Source organism: Salinicoccus carnicancri Crm (assembly GCF_000330705.1).
GTDB classification, from domain to species: Bacteria; Bacillota; Bacilli; order Staphylococcales; family Salinicoccaceae; genus Salinicoccus; species Salinicoccus carnicancri.
Genome location: NZ_ANAM01000008.1, coordinates 375,846 through 400,114, shown reverse-complemented (window position 1 = coordinate 400,114; position 24,269 = coordinate 375,846). Strand labels below are relative to the sequence as shown.

General features: G+C 46.8%; 18 protein-coding genes, 24 tRNA genes and 2 rRNA genes. 42 read left to right on the top strand and 2 right to left on the bottom strand.

Annotation, left to right across the window (positions count from 1 at the left end; translation table 11 throughout):
- The first annotated feature begins 63 nt into the window (after positions 1-63).
- From C792_RS0109780 to C792_RS14675, 29 genes are all read left to right on the top strand, one after another.
- Positions 64-2,954: ribosomal RNA gene (locus C792_RS0109780) — 23S ribosomal RNA — on the top strand.
- Between the two features lie 133 nt (positions 2,955-3,087).
- Positions 3,088-3,202 (top strand): 5S ribosomal RNA (gene rrf / locus C792_RS0109775).
- 36 nt (positions 3,203-3,238) lie between these two features.
- Positions 3,239-3,314, top strand: a tRNA-Val gene (locus tag C792_RS0109770).
- A 9-nt stretch (positions 3,315-3,323) separates the two neighbouring features.
- A tRNA-Thr gene (locus tag C792_RS0109765) sits at positions 3,324-3,399 on the top strand.
- Positions 3,400-3,412: 13 nt separating this feature from the next.
- Positions 3,413-3,485, top strand: a tRNA-Lys gene (locus tag C792_RS0109760).
- A gap of 8 nt (positions 3,486-3,493) precedes the next feature.
- Positions 3,494-3,578, top strand: a tRNA-Leu gene (locus C792_RS0109755).
- 16 nt (positions 3,579-3,594) lie between these two features.
- Positions 3,595-3,669, top strand: a tRNA-Gly gene (locus tag C792_RS0109750).
- Between the two features lie 7 nt (positions 3,670-3,676).
- Positions 3,677-3,765: transfer RNA gene (locus C792_RS0109745), tRNA-Leu, on the top strand.
- 22 nt (positions 3,766-3,787) lie between these two features.
- Positions 3,788-3,861, top strand: a tRNA-Arg gene (locus tag C792_RS0109740).
- A 15-nt stretch (positions 3,862-3,876) separates the two neighbouring features.
- Positions 3,877-3,950 (top strand) — tRNA-Pro (locus C792_RS0109735).
- Positions 3,951-3,965: 15 nt separating this feature from the next.
- A tRNA-Leu gene (locus C792_RS0109730) sits at positions 3,966-4,047 on the top strand.
- Positions 4,048-4,072: 25 nt separating this feature from the next.
- A tRNA-Ala gene (locus tag C792_RS0109725) sits at positions 4,073-4,148 on the top strand.
- 25 nt (positions 4,149-4,173) lie between these two features.
- A tRNA-Met gene (locus C792_RS0109720) sits at positions 4,174-4,247 on the top strand.
- Positions 4,248-4,251: 4 nt separating this feature from the next.
- Positions 4,252-4,328: transfer RNA gene (locus C792_RS0109715), tRNA-Ile, on the top strand.
- Positions 4,329-4,354: 26 nt separating this feature from the next.
- Positions 4,355-4,447, top strand: a tRNA-Ser gene (locus C792_RS0109710).
- 19 nt (positions 4,448-4,466) lie between these two features.
- Positions 4,467-4,540 (top strand) — tRNA-Met (locus tag C792_RS0109705).
- Between the two features lie 9 nt (positions 4,541-4,549).
- Positions 4,550-4,625: transfer RNA gene (locus C792_RS0109700), tRNA-Asp, on the top strand.
- A 21-nt stretch (positions 4,626-4,646) separates the two neighbouring features.
- Positions 4,647-4,722 (top strand) — tRNA-Phe (locus C792_RS0109695).
- Positions 4,723-4,734: 12 nt separating this feature from the next.
- Positions 4,735-4,810 (top strand) — tRNA-Thr (locus C792_RS0109690).
- A gap of 10 nt (positions 4,811-4,820) precedes the next feature.
- A tRNA-Tyr gene (locus tag C792_RS0109685) sits at positions 4,821-4,901 on the top strand.
- Positions 4,902-4,908: 7 nt separating this feature from the next.
- Positions 4,909-4,982 (top strand) — tRNA-Trp (locus C792_RS0109680).
- Between the two features lie 4 nt (positions 4,983-4,986).
- A tRNA-His gene (locus tag C792_RS0109675) sits at positions 4,987-5,059 on the top strand.
- Positions 5,060-5,065: 6 nt separating this feature from the next.
- Positions 5,066-5,137: transfer RNA gene (locus tag C792_RS0109670), tRNA-Gln, on the top strand.
- Positions 5,138-5,142: 5 nt separating this feature from the next.
- Positions 5,143-5,216 (top strand) — tRNA-Cys (locus tag C792_RS0109665).
- Between the two features lie 16 nt (positions 5,217-5,232).
- Positions 5,233-5,307 (top strand) — tRNA-OTHER (locus tag C792_RS0109660).
- A gap of 24 nt (positions 5,308-5,331) precedes the next feature.
- A tRNA-Leu gene (locus C792_RS0109655) sits at positions 5,332-5,416 on the top strand.
- 320 nt (positions 5,417-5,736) lie between these two features.
- A complete protein-coding gene (locus C792_RS0109645) occupies positions 5,737-7,023 on the top strand; it encodes a hypothetical protein (protein WP_017549263.1) in 1,287 nt (428 codons plus the stop codon).
- A complete protein-coding gene (locus C792_RS0109640) occupies positions 7,010-7,678 on the top strand; it encodes a DUF6320 domain-containing protein (protein WP_017549262.1) in 669 nt (222 codons plus the stop codon). The genes C792_RS0109645 and C792_RS0109640 overlap by 14 nt, the downstream gene beginning before the upstream one ends.
- A gap of 195 nt (positions 7,679-7,873) precedes the next feature.
- Complete coding sequence (locus C792_RS14675) at positions 7,874-9,583, top strand: S9 family peptidase (protein WP_017549261.1); 1,710 nt, start codon at positions 7,874-7,876, stop codon at positions 9,581-9,583.
- 41 nt (positions 9,584-9,624) lie between these two features.
- Here the strand turns inward: C792_RS14675 and C792_RS0109630 are convergent, their stop codons facing one another.
- The gene (locus C792_RS0109630; RefSeq protein ID WP_017549260.1) at positions 9,625-10,518 is read right to left on the bottom strand and encodes a sulfurtransferase; all 894 of its coding nucleotides are present in this window, start codon (positions 10,516-10,518) and stop codon (positions 9,625-9,627) included.
- Between the two features lie 213 nt (positions 10,519-10,731).
- Here C792_RS0109630 and C792_RS0109620 point away from each other — a divergent pair, with 213 nt between their 5' ends.
- From C792_RS0109620 to C792_RS0109595, 6 genes are all read left to right on the top strand, one after another.
- Positions 10,732-11,853, top strand: a complete 1,122-nt coding sequence (locus tag C792_RS0109620) for a S8 family peptidase (protein ID WP_017549258.1) — start codon at positions 10,732-10,734, stop codon at positions 11,851-11,853.
- A 237-nt stretch (positions 11,854-12,090) separates the two neighbouring features.
- Entirely contained in the window at positions 12,091-12,627 is a 537-nt protein-coding gene (locus C792_RS0109615; RefSeq protein WP_017549257.1) for a YceI family protein, read from the top strand.
- An 86-nt stretch (positions 12,628-12,713) separates the two neighbouring features.
- Positions 12,714-13,688, top strand: a complete 975-nt coding sequence (locus tag C792_RS0109610) for an alpha/beta hydrolase fold domain-containing protein (protein ID WP_017549256.1) — start codon at positions 12,714-12,716, stop codon at positions 13,686-13,688.
- A gap of 131 nt (positions 13,689-13,819) precedes the next feature.
- Positions 13,820-14,470, top strand: coding sequence for an HD domain-containing protein (locus C792_RS0109605; protein ID WP_017549255.1), 651 nt, complete (start codon positions 13,820-13,822; stop codon positions 14,468-14,470).
- A 122-nt stretch (positions 14,471-14,592) separates the two neighbouring features.
- Complete coding sequence (locus C792_RS0109600; RefSeq protein WP_017549254.1) at positions 14,593-14,946, top strand: DUF6176 family protein; 354 nt, start codon at positions 14,593-14,595, stop codon at positions 14,944-14,946.
- Between the two features lie 103 nt (positions 14,947-15,049).
- The gene (locus C792_RS0109595) at positions 15,050-15,910 is read left to right on the top strand and encodes an ROK family protein (RefSeq protein ID WP_017549253.1); all 861 of its coding nucleotides are present in this window, start codon (positions 15,050-15,052) and stop codon (positions 15,908-15,910) included.
- A 51-nt stretch (positions 15,911-15,961) separates the two neighbouring features.
- On the opposite strand, the gene abc-f is transcribed toward C792_RS0109595, so the two are convergent.
- Positions 15,962-17,470, bottom strand: coding sequence for a ribosomal protection-like ABC-F family protein (gene abc-f / locus C792_RS0109590; protein ID WP_017549252.1), 1,509 nt, complete (start codon positions 17,468-17,470; stop codon positions 15,962-15,964).
- A 301-nt stretch (positions 17,471-17,771) separates the two neighbouring features.
- Here abc-f and queG point away from each other — a divergent pair, with 301 nt between their 5' ends.
- From queG to C792_RS0109550, 7 genes are all read left to right on the top strand, one after another.
- A complete protein-coding gene (gene queG, locus C792_RS0109585; RefSeq protein WP_017549251.1) occupies positions 17,772-18,902 on the top strand; it encodes a tRNA epoxyqueuosine(34) reductase QueG in 1,131 nt (376 codons plus the stop codon).
- A 12-nt stretch (positions 18,903-18,914) separates the two neighbouring features.
- Entirely contained in the window at positions 18,915-19,385 is a 471-nt protein-coding gene (trmL, locus tag C792_RS0109580; RefSeq protein ID WP_017549250.1) for a tRNA (uridine(34)/cytosine(34)/5-carboxymethylaminomethyluridine(34)-2'-O)-methyltransferase TrmL, read from the top strand.
- A 13-nt stretch (positions 19,386-19,398) separates the two neighbouring features.
- Positions 19,399-20,136 carry an oxygen-insensitive NADPH nitroreductase gene (gene nfsA, locus C792_RS0109575; protein WP_017549249.1) on the top strand — a complete coding sequence of 246 codons (738 nt, stop codon included), beginning with the start codon at positions 19,399-19,401 and terminating at the stop codon, positions 20,134-20,136.
- Between the two features lie 303 nt (positions 20,137-20,439).
- Positions 20,440-21,033 carry a sugar phosphate isomerase family gene (locus C792_RS0109565; RefSeq protein ID WP_017549247.1) on the top strand — a complete coding sequence of 198 codons (594 nt, stop codon included), beginning with the start codon at positions 20,440-20,442 and terminating at the stop codon, positions 21,031-21,033.
- A 14-nt stretch (positions 21,034-21,047) separates the two neighbouring features.
- Entirely contained in the window at positions 21,048-21,242 is a 195-nt protein-coding gene (locus tag C792_RS0109560; RefSeq protein WP_017549246.1) for an SAS053 family DNA gyrase inhibitor, read from the top strand.
- A 68-nt stretch (positions 21,243-21,310) separates the two neighbouring features.
- Positions 21,311-22,699 (top strand): class II fumarate hydratase, encoded by a 1,389-nt coding sequence (gene fumC, locus C792_RS0109555; RefSeq protein ID WP_017549245.1) that lies wholly within the window; start codon positions 21,311-21,313, stop codon positions 22,697-22,699.
- 10 nt (positions 22,700-22,709) lie between these two features.
- On the top strand, positions 22,710-24,236 hold the full coding sequence (locus C792_RS0109550) for a Ppx/GppA family phosphatase (RefSeq protein WP_017549244.1): 1,527 nt from the start codon (positions 22,710-22,712) through the stop codon (positions 24,234-24,236).
- Positions 24,237-24,269 lie beyond the last annotated feature (33 nt).

Sequence of the window (24,269 nt, the reverse complement as noted above, 5' to 3'; positions counted from 1 at the left end):
AAAAAGAGTTCACACAAACACGCGTTGTGCCGCTTTCGGGCGGCACACTCACAAATTCATTGCGATTAAGTAATGAAGGGCGCACGGTGGATGCCTTGGCACTAAGAGCCGATGAAGGACGGAACCAACACCGATATGCTTCGGGGAGCTGTAAGTAAGCGTTGAACCGGAGATTTCCGAATGGGGGAACCCAGCACATGATTATGTGTTGCCGGCCAGTGAATCAATAGCTGGCGCGGCGGTAGACCCGGGGAACTGAAACATCTCAGTACCCGGAGGAAGAGAAAGAAAAATCGATTCCCTGAGTAGCGGCGAGCGAAACGGGAAGAGCCCAAACCAGCTTCGGCTGGGGTTGTAGGACACCGAGACGCGAGACAATGCGGAGCCGAACGGCCTGGAAAGGCCGGCCGTAGGGGGTAACAGTCCCGTAGGCGAAGGGCATTGTCTGGCACGGTGGATCCTGAGTACGGCGGAACACGAGGAATTCCGTCGGAATCCGGGAGGCCCATCTCCCAAGGCTAAATACTCCTTAGTGACCGATAGCGAACCAGTACCGTGAGGGAAAGGTGAAAAGCACCCCGGAAGGGGAGTGAAAGAGAACCTGAAACCGTGTGCCTACAAGTAGTCAGAGCCCGTTAATGGGTGATGGCGTGCCTTTTGTAGAATGAACCGGCGAGTTGTGATCTCATGCAAGGTTAAGCAGCGAATGCGGAGCCGCAGCGAAAGCGAGTCTGAAGCGGGCGACAGAGTATGGGGTTGCAGACCCGAAACCAGGTGATCTACCCATGTCCAGGCTGAAGTCCAGGTAACACTGGATGGAGGGCCGAACCGACTTACGTTGAAAAGTGACCGGATGAGGTGTGGGTAGCGGAGAAATTCCAATCGAACCTGGAGATAGCTGGTTCTCTCCGAAATATATTTAGGTATAGCCTCATGAGAGCATCGTGGAGGTAGAGCACTGTTTGGACGAGGGGCCCATCCCGGGTTACCGAATTCAGACAAACTCCGAATGCCATCGATGTGCTTCATGGGAGTCAGACAGTGGGTGATAAGGTCCATTGTCGAGAGGGAAACAGCCCAGACCACCAGTTAAGGTCCCCAAATATATGTTGAGTGGAAAAGGATGTGGCGTTGCACAGACAACTAGTATGTTGGCTTAGAAGCAGCCATCATTTAAAGAGTGCGTAATAGCTCACTAGTCAAGTGACGCTGCGCCGAAAATGTACCGGGGCTAAACATATTACCGAAACTGTGGATTAATACGAAGTATTAATGGTAGGAGAGCGTTCCAATGGCGGGGAAGCATGACCGTGAGGACATGTGGAGCGATTGGAAGTGAGAATGCCGGTGTGAGTAGCGAAAGACGGGTGGGAATCCCGTCCACCGAATGACTAAGGTTTCCAGAGGAAGGCTCGTCCGCTCTGGGTTAGTCGGGACCTAAGCCGAGGCAGAGATGCGTAGGCGATGGGCAACAGGTCGAAATTCCTGTACCGGTGATGTCCGTTTGAGTGATGTGGTGACGCAGTAGGATAGATGGAGCGTGCGACCGGAAGGGCACGTCCAAGCAGTGAGTGGTCAGGGCAGGCAAATCCGCCCTGTGTAACCATGGGCTGTGACGGGGAGCCGAAAAGAGTAGGCGAAGCCATTGATTTCACACTGCCGAGAAAAGCCGCTGGCAAGGACAGCCACCGCCCGTACCGTAAACCGACACAGGTAGTTGGGAAGAGAATTCTAAGGTGAGCGAGCGAACTCTCGTTAAGGAACTCGGCAAAATGACCCCGTAACTTCGGGAGAAGGGGTGCTCATAGAGATATGAGCCGCAGTGAATAGGCCCAAGCGACTGTTTACCAAAAACACAGGTCTCTGCCAAACCGAAAGGTGACGTATAGGGGCTGACGCCTGCCCGGTGCTGGAAGGTTAAGAGGAGCGCTCAGCGTAAGCGAAGGTGCGAATCGAAGCCCCAGTAAACGGCGGCCGTAACTATAACGGTCCTAAGGTAGCGAAATTCCTTGTCAGGTAAGTTCTGACCCGCACGAAAGGCGCAACGATTTGGGCACTGTCTCAACGAGAGGCTCGGTGAAATCATAGTACCTGTGAAGATGCAGGTTACCCGCGACAGGACGGAAAGACCCCGTGGAGCTTTACTGTAACCTGATATTGAATCTTGACCTCACCTGTACAGGATAGGTGGGAGCCGAGGAAGTGTGGACGCCAGTCTACACGGAGGCAGTGGTGGGATACCACCCTGGTGTGGTTGGGATTCTAACCCGCGCCCGTGATCCGGGCGGGAGACAGTGTCAGGTGGACAGTTTGACTGGGGCGGTCGCCTCCCAAAGAGTAACGGAGGCGCTCAAAGGTTCCCTCAGAATGGTTGGAAATCATTCCCAGAGTGTAAAGGTATAAGGGAGCTTGACTGCGAGACATACAGGTCGAGCAGGGTCGAAAGACGGACTTAGTGATCCGGTGGTTCCGCATGGAAGGGCCATCGCTCAACGGATAAAAGCTACCCCGGGGATAACAGGCTTATCTCCCCCAAGAGTTCACATCGACGGGGAGGTTTGGCACCTCGATGTCGGCTCATCGCATCCTGGGGCTGTAGTCGGTCCCAAGGGTTGGGCTGTTCGCCCATTAAAGCGGTACGCGAGCTGGGTTCAGAACGTCGTGAGACAGTTCGGTCCCTATCCGTCGTGGGCGCAGGAAATTTGAGAGGCGCTGTCCTTAGTACGAGAGGACCGGGATGGACATACCCCTGGTGTACCAGTTGTCGTGCCAACGGCATTGCTGGGTAGCTATGTATGGACGGGATAAGTGCTGAAAGCATCTAAGCATGAAGCCCCCCTCAAGATGAGATTTCCCCATCAGATCCCTCAGAGATGATGAGGTGGATAGGTTCGGCGTGTACGTGTGGCAACACATTCAGCGGACGAATACTAATCGATCGATGACTTATTCAAGAATGATGAAGAAACCGTGTTTCGGTTTATGCGCAATCTATTGCTTCTATCCGGTTTTGAATGTGACATGAAACGGGGCACTGCAGATGTTTATGCAGTGACACTGGATCTGACACATTCGCATATGACATTGTCCGGCGGCGATGGCGGAGAGGCCACACCTGTTCCCATGCCGAACACAGCAGTTAAGCTCTCCAGCGCCGATGGTAGTTGGACTGACGTCCCGCAAGAGTAGGACGCTGCCGGGCAGTGTTGCATTAATTTGATATCTACATCTTCCTACAGGAGAATTAGCTCAGCTGGGAGAGCATCTGCCTTACAAGCAGAGGGTCGGCGGTTCGAACCCGTCATTCTCCACCATTAATAATAGCCGGCCTAGCTCAATTGGTAGAGCAACTGACTTGTAATCAGTAGGTTGGGGGTTCAAGTCCTCTGGCCGGCACCATTTTTACTAATATGAGCCATTAGCTCAGTCGGTAGAGCATCTGACTTTTAATCAGAGGGTCAGAGGTTCGAATCCTCTATGGCTCATAACCCAAGCGGGTGTGGCGGAACTGGCAGACGCACTAGATTTAGGATCTAGCGCCTTCGGGCGTGGGGGTTCGACTCCCTTCACCCGCACCATTTAGGTTTATAATAGGCGGAAGTAGTTCAGTGGTAGAACATCACCTTGCCAAGGTGGGGGTCGCGGGTTCGAATCCCGTCTTCCGCTCCATTATTAAGCCGGGGTGGCGGAACTGGCAGACGCACAGGACTTAAAATCCTGCGGTAAGTAATTACCGTACCGGTTCGATTCCGGTCCTCGGCACCAGATTTAAAACCTTTTATAACATGCGCCCGTAGCTCAATTGGATAGAGCGTTTGACTACGGATCAAGAGGTTAGGGGTTCGACTCCTCTCGGGCGCGCTTTTAGTTTAATTACGGGAAGTAGCTCAGCTTGGTAGAGCACTTGGTTTGGGACCAAGGGGTCGCAGGTTCGAATCCTGTCTTCCCGACTCTTTAAGAAGTCAGCGGGTGTGGCGGAACTGGCAGACGCACTAGACTTAGGATCTAGCGCCTTCGGGCGTGGGGGTTCGACTCCCTTCACCCGCATCGCTTCACCATTTATCATATGTATGGGGGCTTAGCTCAGCTGGGAGAGCGCCTGCTTTGCACGCAGGAGGTCAGCGGTTCGATCCCGCTAGTCTCCACCATTCATTTAAATTTTATGTTAATCATGGCGGTGTAGCTCAGCTGGCTAGAGCGTACGGTTCATACCCGTGAGGTCGGGGGTTCGATCCCCTCCGCCGCCATATTGGACCTTTAGCTCAGTTGGTCAGAGCAAACGGCTCATAACCGTTGGGTCGCAGGTTCGAGTCCTGCAAGGTCCACCATGTTTTTGGTACAATTGATATCATACGGAGGAATACCCAAGTCTGGCTGAAGGGACCGGTCTTGAAAACCGACAGGGGCTTAACGGCTCGCGGGGGTTCGAATCCCTCTTCCTCCGCCATTTTTATTATTATCATTATCGCGGGATGGAGCAGTCTGGAAGCTCGTCGGGCTCATAACCCGGAGGTCGGTGGTTCGAATCCACCTCCCGCAATTTTCAATAGGTCCCGTGGTGTAGCGGTTAACATGCCTGCCTGTCACGCAGGAGATCGCGGGTTCGATTCCCGTCGGGACCGCCATTTTAAAATACAATATGCAGTGGTTCAGTAGCTCAGTCGGTAGAGCATGTGATTGAAGCTCACAGTGTCGGCGGTTCGATTCCGTCCTGAACCACCATTTTTAAATTAAGCCGGCCTAGCTCAATTGGTAGAGCAACTGACTTGTAATCAGTAGGTTGGGGGTTCAAGTCCTCTGGCCGGCACCATTTAGCTGATGGAGGGGTAGCGAAGTGGCTAAACGCGGCGGACTGTAAATCCGCTCCTTCGGGTTCGGCAGTTCGAATCTGCCCCCCTCCATTTATATAGGGGTATAGTTCAATGGTAGAATAGAGGTCTCCAAAACCTTTGGTGTGGGTTCGATTCCTACTACCCCTGCCATATGGCGGTTGTGGCGAAGTGGTTAACGCACCGGATTGTGGCTCCGGCATTCGTGGGTTCGATTCCCATCATCCGCCCCTTTTTGGGCTATAGCCAAGCGGTAAGGCAACGGGTTTTGGTCTCGTCATGCGAAGGTTCGAATCCTTCTAGCCCAGTAGAAGGCGCCATAGCCAAGGGGTAAGGCCGAGGACTGCAAATCCTCTATCACCGGTTCAAATCCGGTTGGCGCCTCCATTTTAACTAATGACAAGCGGAAGTAGTTTAGTGCTCAGAATATGCTTCTTCCTGAAGCAAGACATAGGTTCAAATCCTATCTTCCGCTCCATTTTCAATTGCTTGATAATGTCTTGCCACCGTGGCGGAATTGGCAGACGCGCTGGACTCAAAATCCAGTTCCCATTGCGGGAGTGCCGGTTCGATCCCGGCCGGTGGTATTTAAATTAACTATAAAATTGATTCAATATAAAGTATTTCAATATTTTAAGACGATCAGATGTAGTTCAACGCTGATCGTCTTTTATTTTGCCCGCTTTAAAACCTGGTTGAACACTAGGGAATTAATTGCTGTAAAGGAGAGGAAAAATACGGATAATAAGCAAGAGACAAAGGACATAGTCCAGACGGTCAAAGAAATTCTAAAAAGACGTTAACAGTATACTTGTTCGCTCATGCAATGCATGAGTGTTTTTTAATGATTTTAGAATAATGGATGGGCATGTATAATAGGACATATACAGAAATGGGGAGGGATGGGATGGACAGCTGGTACAGGATTGATAATACGGGTAAGGTATTCCACGCTGTATCGAATACGGATAATTCCTATGTGTTCCGTGTGTCCATGGTGATGAGAGAGGAAGTGGATCCTGAAATACTTCAGGAGGCACTGGATGTGATCAGTCCCCGTTTTCCTACACTGACTGTAAGAGTTCGAAAAGGTTTGTTCTGGGATTATATGGAGAAGAATGATGAAGCGCTTCTTGTTCAAAAGGAGAGAGACTATCCGTGTGCGCCCATCAAACCGGCGGAGAGCAGAGGATATCTGCTGCGGGTTTTGTATTTTGGAAGAAAGATTTCAGTGGAAGTATTTCATTCACTGACAGATGGCACGGGAGCGACTGAATTTCTGAAAACGCTCGTGTATCAATATCTACAGTACAGGAAAAGGAATGTCATGGATGATGGTCTCATCCTGATGCCTGAGGATGAACCGGATTCATTGGAGACCGAAGATAGCTTTAGTCAGTATGCTGACAATGTGGACAGGAATGTCTTCAGAAAAGAGGATAAACCGTCTTACCAGATAACAGGAACTCCGCTTAGGACTGAAGGAATGAACATGATTCATGGTATAATGGATGCGTCAGTTGTTAACAAATATGCCAAAAGCCTTGGGACAACGTTGACAGGATTCCTCTCAGCCATTATGATTCAGGTTATAGGCAGAGAAGCACTGTTGAAATCCAGCAGACCGAAGAAAGTTACAATTGCGGTTCCGGTAAACCTTAGAAGACAGTTTCCGTCGAAAACATTACGGAATTTCTTCTCAGTTGCGAATATCGGAGCAACTATAGACAAAACGACTTCCTTTGAAGATATTTTAAAGGTTGTAAATGAGGAATTGGCGAAACGCACAGGGAGAACATCACTTCAAAAGGGCATCAACCAGCATGTCTATCTCCAAAACAGCTTCATGACACGGACAATTCCGGTATTTCTGAAATATCCGGCGATGCGCTATGGATTTAACTATATCGGTGAGAGAACAAAGGCATTGACAATGACCAATATGGGAAATGTGTCATTGCCGCCATCCATGAGCAGACATATTGAACGGGTGGAACTGGCTTTTTATACAACAGTAAAAAGTCCGGTTGGATGTGGAATTGCTACGGCAAACAACACGATGACGGTGACATTTTCACTATCCATCTCTGAAACGGATATTATCAAAAACTTTTTTAACGAACTGATGAAGCATGTTGATATAGACATAGAAGTCTATTCAAACGAGTGGGGGAAACATGATGAAACAATGTGAAGAATGCAGGATCTGGACCAGCCATGCTGCATGTCCGTTATGCCTTGGAAGCATGGAAGGTTTAAGTGATGGAACTGGAGAAGAAAGGTATCCATCATATGCGGACAGGAAATTCTCCAGGAGACGGACGCCGAGAATAACTATGCTTGCAGGCATCACAGCCGTTTTAATCTGTCTGCTGATCAATATTGTAATCATGCCTCAATTTTTATGGATTTTCCACGTGGCGGGTGCGGTGATGTATATGCTCGTTTCCTTCAATCATACGATTTTATCAAAGTCTCATCTCGGAAGTAAGATTGTCATGCAGGTAATGAGCCTGACAATCCTGCTTCTGCTGATAGATTCACAATCGGGGGCAGAGTTCCTCTCATGGTCGGTGAATTATGTCGTTCCGTTCCTGATCATTTCAGGGATGGTCATGATAACGTCGATTGTTTTTTTCAGACGCATCAAATGGAGCAGCTACTTCAGCTTCATGATCATGATGCTCATCCTCGGTTTTCTTCCTGCGGCTCTATACGCGGCGGGAGTCACCACTGTCATATGGCCGAGCGCGCTTGCCGCAGCATATGCAGTATCGGTCATAATAATCATGATGATATTTGCTCAGCAGGCAGTTCTCACACAGCTGGGCAGAAGATTTCATATATAACCGTAAACCTCCATCCATTATTGTGGATGGAGGTTTTTATTCGATATAGATGATAAATACTGCATACCCCTCCCAGTGAATGAACTGCTCGTCTTCAATTTCATGATTTATCCCATGAAAGGATTAAAATATAATTGACGGAATAATCAATCATTGTACTATAATGGGCTTATAAAGCGGAGAGGGGAATTATTGATGGGTTACTACATAAAGTATTCTGCCATGAAGTCAGGGCAAAATGGAGAGAGGCTATTCTATATCAGTGATGAAAGCGGCAAGAGGGAGTTATGGCAAATGAACCTTGTCAATGGTGAGGTTTCGCAGGTGACATATGAAGAGGAAAATATAAAGGGCTATTGGCTTGAAGAATATGGAATGGTACTTGCGATTGATCATAACGGTAATGAAAGGAACCAGCTGCACAGACTTGAAGGGGATGGGGCGCTGCCGTTTATACAGGAACCGGATTATTTCCATCATTACGGAATCTATGATGACACAAATGAAAAATTTATGGTCACCCGCAATCATCATTCATCTTCCGCATTTGAGCTGTGCAGTTACAATACGCAGGGAGGAATTGTTGTTTTGGAAGAGTTCGAGTCACCCGCCTACATAAAAAAGAAACTGGATGAAGATACACTGCTGGTGACGCTTGATGTGGACAACATCGATCAAGAAATCTATTCATACAATATACGTGAAGGCAAACTGTCGAAATTACCGATGCCTAAAGGGCGCTTCAAGAGCATTTCACTGAATAGCGATGACGGGTTTGCGTATGCGGTATCCGATTGGGGAGACGGGTGCCTGAACCTGTACAGGCTGAATCTTACCGACTGGTCCTATGTGAAGATGACATCATTCCCATGGGATATAGAACACTGTAAACTATCTGATGATGGGAAGTCAGCTGTGATTGCTGTGAATGAAAACGGGTGTTCCACTCTGTATCATTATGATCTGGGTAATCATGAAGCTCAAAAAATGGATTTCAGAGCGGACGGGGTCGTCCATTCCTTGGTATGGCAGGACCCGGATGTACTATACTTGCTGTTTTCTTCGACAGACGTGCCGCATTGCATCTATCGGCTGGATATGGAGAGGAAAGAACAGAAGATCATACTTCAAAACTATGAGGATACAGAAGAAGTCAGATGGCGCATGCTTTCCTTTACTTCGTTTGATGGACTGAAAGTGCCTTACTTTTTATATGAGCCGGAAAACGGCCACGGTTCTGCGGTAATCCATGTACACGGCGGACCTGAGTCACAGGCAAGGCCAGAGTTCAATGAATTATACTATAGATTATATAAAAAAGGAATCACTGTTGCGGTGCCCAATATTAGGGGGAGCCTCGGTTACGGACGCTTCTATCTGGAAGCGGATGACCGTGAAAAGAGACTGGATGCGATGGAGGATGTTGTGGCTTTGAGAACACATCTTATTGACAGGCGGGGTATGAACAATAAAGAGATTTCGATAATGGGCCGCAGTTACGGAGGATTCATGACGCTTCTTCTGGTTACACACCATCCCGGATTATGGAGAAGGGCAGTGGATATCGTAGGCATATCCGACTTGACGACATTCCTGAATGATACCCCTGCCTGGAGAAGAGGTCTGCGGTCGGAGGAATACGGGTTTTTGGGCCTTGATGATAAAATGTTTAATGAAATATCCCCGTTGATGAGAGCGGGGAATGTAGAAGTGCCGTTGATGATATTTCACAGCCATCATGATTCCCGGGTGCCTTTTACAGAGTCGGTGCAGATGGCAGACCGTATGAAAAATAATGGACAGGATGTAACTTTTACCGCATATGAAAATGAAGGTCATACGTTCATAAGGAGGAAAAATCTCGATGACATGAATGGGAAAATCATAAGCTATCTTACAGAATAAGCATGAATTGACTGGAAAAAGCAGCCCGTTAGGCTGCTTTTTTAATCTTCTGTCTCCAGCGGCAGGGTGGGATCGTCTGTCCATTCAGTCAGTGAACCGTCATAGACTGAAACATTATTCTGACCGAGTTTGTTGAGAATGGTGCCGTTCCATGTTGCTGCGATTCCGCTGCCGCAATAGGTGATCACCTTTTTGTCCGGATCCAGTGCGCCTATATTTTCAAAAGTTTTACGGATTTCATCATCATCAAATAGAGCCTTTGTTTCCGGGTCGGAATGATTGCCGAAAAATACGTTCACACTGCCCGGAATGTGTCCGGCACGCGCATATGTCTTTTTACTGCCTTTATAAGTCTCTGGATCAAGGCTGTTGATGATGATGGTATTATCATCATCAAGTGCCCTTTTAACATCCTCTTTTGTGGAAAAGAGAGAATCATTTCTCGCGCCGGTGAATTCAGCCTGGGGATAGGTGTTTACTTCATTGGTTACGGGCTTGTTTTCTGATTGCCATTTTGGAAGCCCACCATCCAAGACTGCGACATTTTCAAATCCTTCGTAACGGATCTGCCAGGCGAGTCTTGATGCCCAGTCGGCTGAAGCAATGGAATTATCCACTTCGGCTCCGCGATCATAGACAACTGCGTAGGTGTCCGGGTCCCCAATCCCCAATTTTGAAATTTTGTGTGTGAAATATTCACGGGAAGGTACTGTAAGCGGGTATTTCGCTTCAGGGTCAGACAGGTCATTCAATATATCCGCGAACACTGCCCCGGGGATATGTGTCTCATCATATGCCTCTTTGCCGGACCATATATCATAATAGCCTGTTTCTGAATGACGGAGGAAGGTTGTGGCATCCAGGATTCTGATGTTCGGATCATCCAACCTTTTGTACAGCCAATCTGTAGAAACAATAAATGGAATTTTACTCAAATGAACCACTCCTTACTAATTAAAACATATATAAAAACTAGGAATTATAATGATGATAGCATACCGATGGTCAGGGAACCAAATAGGAAGCTTGCACAGTTGAATTGTTTCCCCTGTGTGAAAACGGACAAAGTTTTTGCACACCTGAATATTGATAGCACATTTATAAGATTTATCATGGAGATAGATTAGACAAAGGGGGAAACTTGGTTTATGAAGAAATTCTTTACGTTGCTTACAGTCATTACGGCATTTTTTGTTTTGTCAGCTACAGCATTTGCGCAGGAAACAAAGGAAAAATACTTAGTAAAATTTGAAGAGACATCTGATTTTACTACATATTCATCTTTTGACATTGCCTCTGAGGAAGTCCGTTACGAATTTGAGACAGTAGATATGATCGAAGCGGATCTCACTGAGGGAAAAGCGGCTGAACTGGAGGAAAATCCCAACGTCAGCTATGTGGAAAAAGATATTCCGGTCTATGCCTATCAGCAGGATATACCCTACGGCATCGACAAAGTCCAGGCACCGCTTGCTCATCAGAGCGGAGATACTGGTGATGGTGTAAAGCTTGCAGTCATCGATACCGGCATTGACAGAACTCATGAAGACCTTAATGTTTTGGGCGGCTACTCGGTATTTACGTCCGGAGTGGATGCAGATCCATACTATGACGGGAGCGGTCACGGTACGCATGTAGCCGGCACTGCTGCAGCACTTGATAACAATGTTGGTGTTGTGGGCGTGGCGCCGGATGCAGATCTTTACGCAGTCAAAGTACTGAACAGCAATGGATCCGGTTCTTCTTCCGGAGTTGCCCGGGGTGTTGAATGGGCTATCCAGAACGGGATGGATGTCGTCAATATGTCCCTCGGTTCTTCCGAACATTCCCAGGCTATTCAGGACGTAGTCGATGCAGCATATTACAATCATGATATTCTGGTGGTTGCGGCTGCCGGAAACGAGGGTAATGCTTCAGGTACAGGGGATACTGTAGGTTATCCAGCGCAATATGATTCTGCGTTCGCCGTAGCGGCAACAGACGAGAACGATCAGCGTGCATCATTCTCTTCAACAGGGCCGGCGGTCGATATTTCAGCACCGGGTGTTGACATCAATTCCACAGTACCTGGTAATGGATACTCCAGCCTCAACGGTACATCAATGGCCTCACCACATGTGGCGGGAGCAGGGGCAGTCATCAGAGGAGCATATCCTGATGCAGGAGCTGGTGATGTAAGATCTATGATGGAGGCAGCATCGAAGTACATCGGAAGTGACAAAAACTGGTATGGCAACGGGCTGCTGCAGGTAGATTCAGCGGTAAACTGATAACTTGAATGTACTCCCCTCCGATCCATACATCGGAGGGTTTTTAGATTATGATGTTAATTTTCAGTAAATTTATGGGGGATGTGCATATTCTTCTCCTTCATGGGTAATAGGTGACTGTGAAGGTTAATTAAGTTATTTTTAGTTTATTGGTTGCTAAAAGTAAGTAAGTGTTGTATTATAGGTTTATCTCGAATTAGAGATAATTCAATTAGTTATCCTAGGAGGCAATTAAACATGACAATTTATGTATCAGATGCAGTTCACTCAGAAGTAGAATTCCAGGTCAAACACATGATGGTCTCAAAAGTAAAAGGCAGTTTTGAAGAATTCAATTTCGAAGTCGAAACTGATAATCTTGAAACATTTGAAGATGCCAAAGTAACAGCGGAAATTGAAACAGCAAGTATCAACACTGGAAATGCTGACCGTGACGGTCATTTGAAATCTGATGATTTCTTCGATACAGAAAACAATCCTCAGATCACATTCACTTCAAAACAGGTGGAAAAGTCAGGAGACACTGTCAAGGTGACGGGTGATGTTACGATTGCCGGTGTAACAAAAGAGAAAACATTTGAACTGACTTACAACGGTAAAGGCATCAGTCCAATGGGTGGACAGGAAGTTCATGGTTTTGAAACAGCATTCACAATCAACCGCGAAGAATTCGGCCTGACATGGAATGCCCAGCTTGAAACAGGCGGCGTGCTTGTAAGCAGAGATGTTAAAGTTCAGCTGGAACTCCAGTTCTCTGAAAAACAGGAAGGTTAATATATACACCATATCCCTGCAGGGATATGGTCTTTTTGTTTAACCGTTGCTCCGGCAGGCTATTTAAAGGTAAGAGGTGAAGTCATATGCGCAGTTTGTCAAAAACCGGTGGATGGGGCATGCTTACAATCGGAGCAGCTTCTCTGATATTCTCCCTGTACACAGTCCGCATACAAAAAAGAAGTGTCGGCAGCAGACTGGCGGAGGCGGCCGTTGCTCTCGCGCATATGTGGCCGGACAAGATTGATGATAATTACATCAGGAAAATGAAAAGGAAAAACAGCAGGGAATATATAATACCGGCCGGTATCATTGTAGATTCAGATCTGGACAGCCATTCCACCGAAGGCATGAAAGTTTACAGAATGTCCCCTGAAACCGGAGGGGGTAAAAAATGTGTGCTGTATCTCCACGGGGGCGGATACATCAACCAGCCGTCATTATTCCACTGGTGGTTCCTCGACAGGCTGGTTCAGGAAACGGATACAGAGTTTTTTGTTCCAATCTATCCCAAAGCCCCAGAATACTCCTACAAATCGGCATATACCCGGCTGATGACAGTCTATTCAGGACTGGTCCGCAAGGGTTATCGGCAAATTATCCTGATGGGGGATTCTGCAGGCGGCGGGATGGCACTCGGGTTTGCCCAGATGCTCCGTAATGAAAATATACAGCAGCCAAAAGAGATGATACTGATTTCCCCCTGGCTGGATATATCATTGGGGCATAAGGACATCAGAAAATATGAAAAGAAGGACCCGATGCTGAATGTGGACAATCTGAGGCAAATCGGACGAATGTGGGCCGGCGGGTCATCCCCCGGCTCATACCGTCTGTCGCCGATTTATGGTGATTTTGAAAATATGGGGAGGATTTCCATATTTATCGGAACACATGAGATATGCTTTCCGGATGCGGCAGAACTGTCCCGTATCTTAAATGAGAAAGGAATCGGGCATAACTATTTTGAATATAATAGGATGAATCATAATTTTCCATTATATCCCATAAAAGAGGGGACAGCTTCCAGAATACAAATTGCAGAATTAATCAGACAGTAAGGATTGGCGGCCGGCCAATCCTTTTCTGTGTAATCTCCGGGAAAGCTTCCATTAATCACGAACCATGTTATAATGTCCTGTGATAGAGGGATTCAGGGTGATTGATTTGGAGAGAGACTGGAGTAATGATGATGGATAAAAACAAAATCATATCAGAAGCGCATGAGATTCTAAGAAAGTATCATAAGGATGACCGCACCGGGCACGACTACTGGCATGTCATCAGGGTCTATAACAATGCATTACATATTCAATCTCAAGAAGGGGGCAACCTATTCGTCGTTCAGATGGCTGCGTTGTTCCATGACTTTATCGATTATAAATTGACGGATGATGAGAATGAACAGACCGATAAAGTGAAAGTATTTCTCAGGGAAAATGATGTGGATGAAACAACCGCAGGACGCATCATCCATGCTATGCGTGCAGTGTCTTTCAAAGGAGGGAGCAACCCTGTAAGAGCGGAGAGTCTGGAAGATGAAATAGTGCAGGATGCTGACAGGCTGGATGCACTGGGTGCTGTGGGTATCGCACGGACATTTATATACGGTGGAAGCAAAGGGCATGAAATGTACGATCCCAAAACGGGCGCCCGCGAAAATATGACGTTTGAAGCGTATAAAAATGAGGATAATACCATGATCAACCATTTTTATGAAAAGCTGCTGAAGCTGAGGGGCCTGATGAATACAAATGCCGCCAGAAGCATCGCCGATGACAGGCATGTGTTCTTGGAAAATTACCTGGAACAATTTTACGCAGAATGGAATGGAAAAAGGTGAAAAACTTTAAAAAAGGCTTTAAATTTTCGTGTTTATGGTGTAGATTATTGTAGTGTTTCAAATAGACAATTAATAAGCTGACATATAGTTACTATAATAGCCGTTATAGGGGGAAGTCTTAAATGAAAGTGGAACTGACCAAATTCAGGATAAAAGAAAATAAAAGTGAGCGTGTGGACGAATGGATTGAGTACATGCAGGAGCATATGGATGATGTTCTTGTCACTCTTGAAGGAGAAAAAATGTTCGTTGAGACTATCTTCCGTGAAAAAAAAGGAAATCATGAATACCTGTATTGGTACAGTGTGCAGGATGAAACCGGAAAAGAGCTGGATGAAGATGATCCGCCAATCGATGAGACGCATCTCAAATTCTGGGAGGAATGCATCGATAAGACATTCAGACCAGAAGATATGAAAGCTTCGGTATGCATGATTCCCAAACGTATCCAAAGAGCAATGAACGAATATGCCTGAACGGGGTGTACTCATTTAGATATCATATACAGGGCCGGAACTGTTAAACCAGCTTCCGGTCCTGTATTATAAAACATACAAATAAATGTCGGGAGTGTCCCAAATGCTGATAGGTGCCATAGAGGCAGGCGGAACCAAATTCGTCTGTTCCGTGTTGGATGAATTCAATGAAATGAGAGATAGATGTGTGATCAGGACCAGGGGGCCGGAAGAGACGTTGGCGGAAGCCGTTGATTTTTTCAGGAAGCATCGGATTGACGCGCTTGGTGTCGGGGCCTTCGGTCCCATTGATCTGAATGACAGAAGCAAAACTTACGGGATGATAAAGAATACCCCTAAAAGCGGATGGAAATATTTCCCTTTGCGTCAAGAACTGAAGCGGATGCTCGGCGTACCGGTTGCTGTGGATACAGACGTGAACGCCGCCTGTCTCGGGGAATTCCGATTCGGGGCGGGCAGGGATGCTGATTCCGCTGTGTACATCACAGTAGGCACGGGGGTAGGTGCCGGATTCGTAAAGGGAGGCAAGGTGTTCAAAGGACTTACCCATCCTGAAATGGGGCATATCAAAGTCAGCAGGATGGATGATGACAGTTTTGAAGGCGTCTGTCCTTACCATGGCGATTGTCTTGAAGGGCTCGTCTCGGGTCCTGCAATCGAAAAACGTGCTGGCATCAACGGGGCAGATATCAGTGTTGACAATCCGGTATGGGCAAGTGTTGCCCATTATATCGCCCAGGCGCTGGTGAACTATACATTGGTACTTTGCCCGGAGCGCATCATCATCGGAGGCGGAGTAATGAAACAGTCTCATTTGTATCCGATGATCAGAAAGGAATTCCAAAGGATTTTGAATGACTATATTACAATTGAGGACATTGAGTCATATATCACTCCGCCGAAACTGGATGATGACCAGGGGGTCATCGGTGCAGCCGGGCTCGCTAAAGACATTGTAGAATAATAGAACAAAGACCAGTACCCACCGATAATTCACGGCAACTGGTCTTTTGGTCTATCTGTCCATGAGTGCTTTTTTTCTGTGTAGAAGTTGCTGGAATTCCGCATCCAGTGCTTCATCTGACCCCTCGGCCATCCGGCCCAGGACTTCTGTGATCTTTGTTTCTATCACCATCAGCTCCTCTTTCGCCTCGTCCTGTTCCCTGATGCTGACTTCTTCAGTCAGTTTTTTATTCTTGATTGTGTAGGATTTCTCTGTAGTGTTTTCCCTGAACATCCTGTCATGGCTGGCAAGCAGGACGGTGCCCGGAAAATCCCTGATCATACCTTCCAGGGCTTCGATTGTATGGATGTCCAGGAAATTGGTCGGTTCATCAAGGAGGAGGACTGCAGCATCCGACATCAGTATCTTTACCAGTTGGATTTTGACCCGCTCGCCCCCGCTTGTGACAGAGACGGGCTTATACACTTCATCTTTGACGATTGCAAGCCTTGCCAGGGCGGTCCTGACCGCTGTTTCGTTGTAAATGCTTGTCTCCATGATGTTTTCAATGACTGTTTTATCATTATCCAATGATTCCAGCTGCTGATTGAAATAACCGATGTGGGGGACGCCGCCATCATATTTCTGCTGGATGTGGTTGAATAGGGTTGTCTTTCCTGAGCCGTTGGCTCCTGTGAAGGCAATATGTTCACCTGCACGTATAAAAAGTCTTGCACTCTCTATAAGGGATTTTTCCTCAATGGCTATATCGTCATCTTCGAGTTTGATGATCGTCCGGCTGCCGAGGTCTTCGATATGCTGTGTATGGAAACGAATGGCCTTCTCTTCATACGGCTTTTCTTTGACTTCAAGCTGGTCAATCCTTGTCTTGATGCTTGCCGCGACCTGTTCCATCTTCTTCTTTTTCTTGTTGAAGTATGGTTTTGCCCCGGTCTGTCTGAAATCGGAATCATGCTTGTTTTTAGGTTTGTTTACGGACTGGGATCTGGCTGCCTTGTGCGCAGCTGCGCTTTCCAGGTGTCTCTTCTCTGCGATATACTTGTCATATTCGTCATGCTGCCTTTTCAGTTTATGATCCCTGATTTCACGGTACTTATTATAGTTTCCCGGATATACCATTACGGTATGCTCTTCGATTGCCCACACTTCATCCGCCACCTGGTTTATAAAATCCCGGTCGTGGGAAATGATGATTTTGATGCCTGGCCATCTCCTGAGTTTTCCGGCGAGCCAGCGGACATTTCCTTCATCCAGATGGGTGGTGGGTTCATCCAACAGCATGATGTGGGCATTCACTTTCATCGCTTCCTGCAAATATGATTTTGTGTTTTCACCGCCGCTTTTTCTGGTGTCTTTCTCTTTGATCTGTGGAATCAGCTTGATGGCGTTGCTGCCTGCAATCCTGATCCTGTTATCGTATATATAATTGAACAGTGTAGTCTTGCCGCTGCCGTTCCTTCCAATGAGTGCAATGGTTTTTGATGATTGTACTCTCAACCGGTCGATAGTAAGAATGGTTTCACCCTGTACTTCAATCCTGGCGTCATTTATTTCGAACATAAAAAATCCCCTCGATTCTGTTTGTCAGAAAAGGGAGCCGGGCTGTATAATACAATGATGGAAGGTGTGCTTGCCGCATAAGGTGAACATCAATGATATTGTGGCCAGACTCGTTCAATTATCCCTTTTCCAACATGATTTTTGCGCACGACAAAACAGACTTGCGCATACGTCACATCAATTACAGTGGAAAAAAGATAATTACTTCATCGGCCTAAAGTTCACCCATTTCGTTTAATAGTTACTTTTAATGATAAATGAAAAAACAGGGGATTTCAATATATATAAAAGGGGGATTTAAATGGAACGCAGTGAATTCAAGCAAAAAGTGATGGATTACGCCCATTCAATCGGCATAGATGAGATTGGATTCACCCATGCCGAGCCGTTTTTGGAATTCAAAGAAAAACTGATCGATTATCATAAAAGGGGATATGAATCAGGTTTCGAAAAAGGTTCAGTCGGTGAGCGGACAGAACCTCGGAGAAGTCTCGGATCCGCCAAAAGTATTATTTCCATTGCGGTAGGCTATCCCAACAGGCTTCCTGATGCACCGAAGAGCAGGAAAGGGGCGCGTCGGGGGCTTTTCGCCCGTGCATCATGGGGGATGGACTATCATACGCTGTTAAATAACAGACTGAAAAAACTTGAAGAGTATATCAAGTCGCTCGATCCGGATATCGAGACAAGATCCATGGTGGATACAGGGGTGCTGAGTGACAGAGAAGTGGCGCGGAGAAGCGGCCTCGGTTACATCGGCAAAAATGGTTTTATGATAAATCAGAAACTCGGCACATACTCGTACCTGGGTGAGATGATCACCAGTTATCCGTTTCCACCGGATGAGGAACTGATAGATTCGTGCGGCGACTGCAACCTTTGTGTAGACCGCTGTCCCACTGGTGCACTGACCGGGACGGGCCAGCTCGATTCACAGAAATGCATCTCGTTTCTGACACAGACAAAAGGTTTCCTCCCCGACGAATACCGGAGCAAGATCGGAAACCGCCTCTATGGCTGTGATACCTGCCAGCAGGTATGTCCGAGGAACAAAGGTATAAACACCGACCACCACGAGGATATTGTGCTGGAGCCGGAAATACTGAAGCCGGAACTTACAGGTCTTCTGGAGATCTCCAACCGGGATTTCAAGGAAACATATGGTCATCTGGCAGGTGTGTGGAGAGGAAAGAAACCAATTCAGAGAAATGCGATTATCGCACTTGCCCATTTTAAAGAAGTGGAATCAGTGGAGATTCTGAAGCGAGTGGCTGAGAAAGATCAGCGCCCGGTGATCAAAGGGACGGCGTATTGGGCTATCGGGCGCATCATGGGGAATGATGCGCTTGTATATATTAATGAAAGGTTTCAGGTGGAAACGGACGGGCAAGTCAAAGAAGAGATGCTGAAAGGCATCCAGGAAGCAATTTAGGAGCGACTAGATATGGCAAATCACATTGTACTCTATCAGCCGGAAATCCCGGCAAATACCGGCAATATTGGCAGGACTTGTGCCGGGACGGATACAACTCTGCATCTGATCCGCCCGCTGGGATTTTCGACAGATGATAAAATGCTGAAGCGGGCGGGACTCGATTACTGGAATCATATGGATATCAGATACTACGATTCGGCTGAACAGTTTTTTGAGAAGACCGAAGGCATTTATTATCTGCTGACAAAATTTGGCGGGAAATTCTATTCAGATGCGGATTTCAGCAACATTGACGAAGCACATTACTTCATATTCGGACGCGAAACCTCCGGTCTTCCTGAATGGATTATGGAAAGCTATGCAGATAATGCGCTAAGGGTTCCGATGAATGATAAGATAAGGTCATTGAACCTTTCCAATACTGCGGCGATACTTCTGTATGAGGCTTTGAGGCAGCAGGGATACCGCGAACTACATTAGGAGGAACATGAAGATGAACGAAACTATTGATATTCTGAAAAACCACCGCTCGATCAGGAAGTTCAAAGATGAAAGTTTGGATGGGGAGACTGTCAGGGAATTGGTGGAAGCCGCACAGAGTGCGAGTACATCAAGCTATGTACAGGCCTATACAATCATGGGAGTGACAGACCCGGCCAGGAAAAAGGCATTGAGTGAAATAAGCACGCAGAGCTATGTTGAAAATAACGGCCATCTGTTCGTCTTTCTCGCAGACTATCACCGGCACTATGAACTGTCGCAAGATAAAGGGACACCGATTGCATATGACAAGACGGAACAGCTGATCGTCGGCACAGTCGATGCGGCACTTGCGGCACAGAATCTTGCAGTGGCGGCGGAGAGCATGGGGCTTGGCATGTGTTACATCGGTTCACTCAGGAACGATATGGCCAAAGTGATTGAAATACTTGAATTGCCAAAAGGTGTGATACCGTTGTTCGGCATGGTCGTGGGAAAACCGGACCACGCGGGCAGCCGGAAGGAAAGGCTGCCGTTTGAGGTCATATATCATGAAAATATGTATAAACCTGTTGAGGATGTGAAAGACAGTATTGACGCATATGACAAGGAAATAAGTGAATACTATAAAGAGCGGAGTGGCGGCAGGAGGGATGATACATGGAGCGATCAGGTCATCGGCATGCTGTCGAAGAAACAGAGGATTGATGTAGATGCGGTCATCAAAGGACAGGGGTTTTTAGGACAGTAAAAAAGAAGTCATGCAGAATATGCATGACTTCTTTTAGGAATCAGTTGAGTTTCTCTTCCCCGTTATCCTTATAACCCCATTCAGACTCACGGCACGCTGTCATGATGGCGGTCATAAAGGAGACACAAACCATAAGTATAAGAAATGCTTTCATATTATTGGCCCTCCTGTGTTCAATACATACATTCATTATAAACTAAAGTGAGGCAAGAAAAAAGCCGTATACGGATAAATTTTATTGTTAGAAACTGTAGAAATCAGGGTACAATAGGACTGACAGTGAAGAAACTAGGAGGAATCATCATGGCTATGAATTTCAAAATCTACAAAGACAACGAACTGCTCAGCATATATGCTGCTGATATTCTAAGGAAGCAGGTTCATAATAATCCGACCAGCATCATGGCTCTGCAGCTGGATGAAGACCTTGCATGGGCATATGAGAAATTTGTCGGGGAAGCGAAGCAGCATCCGGCTGATTTTTCCCAGGTGTACCTTGTCGGTGTCGGCAAAGGGGGAGATGCAGATGTGTTCAGCAAACTGGATATACCGGAGAGCCAGCTGAGAACCGATGGCACAGCAGAGGCACTTAATGATGTGCTGGACAGCAAAAAACGGGTGAACCTTGCGTTTCTTACAATTGATAAGGACGGTCGCGTAGGATATGGTGATTCCGGAAGCAACGATGCTTTATTCGATGCGAAGGAAATGATACTCGTCGCATCAGGGAAGGATAAGGCGAAGATGGTCAGGGAACTGTACAACGCAAAGGAAAATGGCGGGGGTGCCTTCGGCAGCATCAAACAGCACCGCATGGTGACCGTGGTGCTTGATGAAGAAGCTGCATCCGAACTGGACCAGGATATCGTAGGCTATTACACGTCTGAATTTGCTTAAAGAAGGTGGCAGGATTGAAAGAGGAAAAGGATTTTGACTACAGAAAAGACGTCGAACCGGAAGAAAACGAGATGACTGAAGATATGGAAGATGTCAGGGCGCTCGGTAAAGAGATGGAACAGATATCCCAAAATGAGGACTATCCGGTTGATTCCTCAGATGATGAGTCGCATGGTATGGACCCGAATGGAAATGAAAAACAACAATAACAGATGAATCCTCCTGGAAATTAGTATAAAATATTCAATGAATACTAATTTTTCAGGAGGTTTTTAAATTGGCATACAGAATAGAAAAAGATACTATCGGTGAAATCAAGGTGCCGAGTGAAAAATACTGGGCTGCACAGACAGAGCGGAGCAGACAGAACTTTCCGGTGGGCAAGGAGAAGATGCCTATTGAGGTCATTGTAGCTTTCGCACATCTGAAAAAAGCGGCAGCGGTAGCGAATAATGGATTGGGTAAACTTTCAGATGATAAAAAAGATGCGATCGTCCATGCATGCGACAGAGTCATTGCGCGTGAGCTGGATGAGCATTTCCCGCTTGTAGTATGGCAGACTGGCAGCGGTACCCAGAGCAACATGAACGTAAATGAAGTGGTCAGCTATGTGGCAAACGAGTATCTGTCTGAAAAAGGGATTGATGAGAAGGTCCACCCGAATGATGATGTAAACAAGTCACAGAGTTCGAATGATACCTATCCTACAGCAATGCATGTTGCTCTCTATCAGTCTGTCGAAGAGCAGTTGGTTCCGGCACTTGAGAATCTTAAGGAAACATTCCAGAAAAAAGAGGATGAGTTTCAAAATATCATCAAAATCGGGAGAACCCATCTTCAGGATGCTACACCGCTCACACTCGGTCAGGAAATCAGCGGCTGGAGATACATGCTTGAAAAATGTGAGACGCTGATCGGCGAGTCGAAGGAGCAGCTTAAGAATCTGGCAATCGGCGGTACAGCTGTGGGCACGGGCATCAACGCACACCCGGAATTCGGTGACAGAGTTGCCAAAGAGATTTCCAGCCAGACGGGATATGAATTCATCTCTTCACCGAACAAGTTCCATGCACTCACTGCACATGATGAAGTCGTCTACCTCCACGGTGCATTGAAGGCCCTGGCTGCAGACCTGATGAAGATTGCGAATGATGTCAGATGGCTGTCTTCAGGCCCAAGGGCAGGTATTGCGGAAATCGAGATTCCTGCAAATGAGCCGGGTTCGTCCATCATGCCGGGAAAAGTCAATCCGACGCAGTCTGAAATGCTGACGATGGTTGCGACACAGGTGTTCGGAAATGATGCATCAGTCGGATTTGCAGCTTCACAAGGTAATTTTGAGCTGAATGTGTTCAAACCTGTGATTTTCTATAATACGCTCCAGTCCATCTATCTTCTCGCAGACGGCATGCAGACATTCAACGACAAGTGTGCTGTCGGCATCGAACCAATCGAGGAGAACATCGGTCGCTTCCTGAAAAATTCACTCATGCTCGTTACGGCACTCAACCCGCATATCGGCTATGAGAATGCAGCCAAAATCGCCAAGAATGCGCACGAAAAAGGGCTTACATTGAAAGAATCTGCAATTGAATCCGGTTTGCTGACTGAAGAACAGTTTGATGAGTGGATCAAACCGGAAGATATGATTCAATCCAGAGATTAAGGGGTATTTTATGAAACGAATCGGTTTAGTGGATATAGGTTCAAATACCATCCGTCTAGTACTTTTCGCATATGATGAAAGTACCGGACTTAAGGAACTGCAGAATATTAAGACGCCTGCCAGACTGGCACAATTTCTGAATGAAGATCATGAAATGGAAGATGAGGGAATAGACAACCTCATCTCCATATTGAACAGCTTCAAACAGATTGCTGCAAAGTATGATGTTTCAGACATCTATCCTGTTGCCACAGCAGCTATCCGGCAGTCTGTAAACGTCGACGGAATACTCGATAGGGTCGAGGCGGAAGTCGGCATGAAACTCAAGGTCATAACCGGTAAAGAAGAGGCATATTATGGATATCACGCGGTCACTCACACGATCAGCAACACTGATGCCGTAACGATTGATATCGGCGGTGGAAGTACTGAGCTCACCTATTTTGAAGATAAGAAACTCATACATTCCATCAGCCTGCCTTTCGGCGTGGTGACGTTGAAATCGATGTTTTTCGAAGACAGTGATCATAATGATAAAAAAGCGATTGCCGAGACAGAAAAATACGTCAAGGAACAGCTGAAGGGTGTAAAATGGCTTTCGAAGCGGAAAGTACCGATCCTCGCCATCGGGGGCAGTGCACGTAACATCGCCCGAATCCATCAGTCACAGACAAATTATCCCATTGCAGGTGTCCACGGGTACTCCATGTCCAAAGGGGACCTGAAAGGTGTATACAGTCTGCTGAAAAATACAGACAGTGATGACCTCGACGATATAGATGGACTCAGCAAAGACCGCAGTGACATCATTCTGCCGAGTGTCATAGTGTTCAGGGCGCTCTATGATGTCGTCAAAGCGGACGAGTTCAAATTCAGCCGGAAAGGGATACGTGAAGGGATGGCGATTTCGATCATCTCAAAAGATTTTCCGGATGCATTTGACAAGCATGAGGTGTTCAGGGATTCGCTGATTGAACTGGCAAATGACTTCAAAATCAAACCATCCGGAGCGCAGCGGCGGACCGAACTGGCTGAGAGGATTTTTCATGAGCTGGAAAAACATCAGTACATTGATTTTAAGAAACATGAGAAGAATCTGATGAAAAATGCAGCCTATCTCTTCTATCTGGGAGATTTCATAGATCGTGATGCCACGAGCCAGCATACCTATTATCTTATTTCCAACAGTAATATCAACGGCATTGTGCACAAGGACAGGGTCAGGCTTGCACTGATGGCCAGTTACAAAAACAAGACTCTGCTGCAGTTCTATGCGGATGAGACGGATTGGTTTGATGATGATGAAGTGGAGGATATACATGCCCTCGGCAGCATATTGAAATTCGCAAATGCGCTTAATGTCTCTGATACCGGCGTTGTCAAAGAGCTCTACCTCGAGGAGGAGGATGGTGGGATGGTGCTGACAGTCGAGTATCAGGGGGACCCGATTGCAGAAGACTACCAGGCGAACCGTCAGAAGAAGCATATCGAGAAAATAATGGATGAAAATGTGGAACTGAGGTTTACAAAAGCTTAATATTCAGATTGTATAATATCGAAGGGGAGGATT

Coding starts and splice junctions, on each gene's coding strand:
- C792_RS0109645 (WP_017549263.1), top strand. CDS start 5,737: ATGGACAGCTGGTACAGGATTGATAATACGGGTAAGGTATTCCACGCT.
- C792_RS0109640 (WP_017549262.1), top strand. CDS start 7,010: ATGAAACAATGTGAAGAATGCAGGATCTGGACCAGCCATGCTGCATGT.
- C792_RS14675 (WP_017549261.1), top strand. CDS start 7,874: ATGGGTTACTACATAAAGTATTCTGCCATGAAGTCAGGGCAAAATGGA.
- C792_RS0109620 (WP_017549258.1), top strand. CDS start 10,732: ATGAAGAAATTCTTTACGTTGCTTACAGTCATTACGGCATTTTTTGTT.
- C792_RS0109615 (WP_017549257.1), top strand. CDS start 12,091: ATGACAATTTATGTATCAGATGCAGTTCACTCAGAAGTAGAATTCCAG.
- C792_RS0109610 (WP_017549256.1), top strand. CDS start 12,714: ATGCGCAGTTTGTCAAAAACCGGTGGATGGGGCATGCTTACAATCGGA.
- C792_RS0109605 (WP_017549255.1), top strand. CDS start 13,820: ATGGATAAAAACAAAATCATATCAGAAGCGCATGAGATTCTAAGAAAG.
- C792_RS0109600 (WP_017549254.1), top strand. CDS start 14,593: ATGAAAGTGGAACTGACCAAATTCAGGATAAAAGAAAATAAAAGTGAG.
- C792_RS0109595 (WP_017549253.1), top strand. CDS start 15,050: ATGCTGATAGGTGCCATAGAGGCAGGCGGAACCAAATTCGTCTGTTCC.
- abc-f (WP_017549252.1), bottom strand. CDS start 17,470: ATGTTCGAAATAAATGACGCCAGGATTGAAGTACAGGGTGAAACCATT.
- queG (WP_017549251.1), top strand. CDS start 17,772: ATGGAACGCAGTGAATTCAAGCAAAAAGTGATGGATTACGCCCATTCA.
- trmL (WP_017549250.1), top strand. CDS start 18,915: ATGGCAAATCACATTGTACTCTATCAGCCGGAAATCCCGGCAAATACC.
- nfsA (WP_017549249.1), top strand. CDS start 19,399: ATGAACGAAACTATTGATATTCTGAAAAACCACCGCTCGATCAGGAAG.
- C792_RS0109565 (WP_017549247.1), top strand. CDS start 20,440: ATGGCTATGAATTTCAAAATCTACAAAGACAACGAACTGCTCAGCATA.
- C792_RS0109550 (WP_017549244.1), top strand. CDS start 22,710: ATGAAACGAATCGGTTTAGTGGATATAGGTTCAAATACCATCCGTCTA.